This is a genomic window from Caballeronia arationis, assembly GCF_001544975.2.
In the GTDB taxonomy this organism is placed as follows: Bacteria; Pseudomonadota; Gammaproteobacteria; order Burkholderiales; family Burkholderiaceae; genus Caballeronia; species Caballeronia arationis.
On the sequence record NZ_FCOG02000493.1, the window covers coordinates 1 to 1,046 of the forward strand.

The following is a 1,046-nucleotide window of genomic DNA, read 5'->3' on the forward strand; positions in this document are numbered from 1 at the left end:
CCCCAGTTGTGGTCGCCTAAAATCCCCCACCGTGTGAAGCAGGACGAGGTCGAGTTTTATTCCTCTTTCGTTTTCTGCGCAAGGGCCTCAGCGGCTTCTTTGAGCCGATAGCTGCGGCCGTTGAACTCGAGCTGGTGGCAGTGATGCATGAGGCGATCGAGGATCGTGGTGCTCATGGTGTTATCGCCAAGGTACGCGCCCCAGTCCTGTACCACGCGATTGGACGTGACGATGATGCTTCGGCGCAGTTTGTAACGTTGATGGACCAGCGTCTGTAGTAGCGCGCCGGCCTCGTCAGGAATCGAGCGTGCCAGGAACAGGTCGTCCAGCACGAGCAGGTCCGCCTCGAGTATCGCGCGCAGGCGCGTCTGTTGCTGCTCCGCTGCGCTGAGCGCGTAGCGGTTAAAGAAGTCGTCGGTTTCGAGATACTGCACCTTGTGGCCTTGCAGAACCGCCTGATACGCGACGGCCTTGGCAATGTGCGACTTGCCGGTGCCGGGTTTACCGATGATCAATCCGTTCTCGCCAGCGGCGACGAACTTCAGCGCATTGAGCTGGAAGCAAGCCTGACGCGGGATCTTCGGATTGAACGACCAGTCGAACTCGGCGAGCGTGAGCTTCTCTTCAAGTCCGGACTGCTGATAGCGCCGCTCGATTAGCCGCGACTGACGACGGTCGAGTTCGTCCTGCAGGATCAAGGCGAAGGTCTCAAGAAACGGTTGCTGGGTACCCTGTGCCTGTAGCACGCGGGTCTCCAGTGTGTCGCGTATGCCGGACAGGCGCAGCATCCTGAGGGCCCGCTCGATGTCGGGTAGCGTGGTGGTCATGCTGTTTCTCCGCTTGTAGTGGGATGGGGGGCGGCACTGTGCTGCGCGCCGACGTTGAAGAACTCGCCGTATTCGTCACCCGGGCGGATCAGGGCATGTTCCTGCGTGAGCGGTAGGGCCAGCTGTGGCGCACGATCGAGACGCTCAAGGGCCTGCTGGAACAGCCGTTCTACGACGGCACGTACCTGCCGATAACGATATAGGTGGTGACGCAGGGCG

At 60.8% G+C, this 1,046-nt stretch carries 1 protein-coding gene and 1 pseudogene; both read right to left on the reverse strand.

What is annotated here, in order from left to right; all coding sequences use genetic code 11:
* Positions 1–56 precede the first annotated feature (56 nt).
* Positions 57–827: an IS21-like element helper ATPase IstB gene (istB, locus tag AWB81_RS43425; protein ID WP_035943326.1), complete on the reverse strand. Its 771-nt coding sequence runs from the start codon at positions 825–827 to the stop codon at positions 57–59.
* A pseudogene (locus AWB81_RS48190) lies at positions 824–1,046 on the reverse strand (IS21 family transposase); the annotation flags it as partial. The pseudogene AWB81_RS48190 and the gene istB, both read right to left, overlap by 4 nt.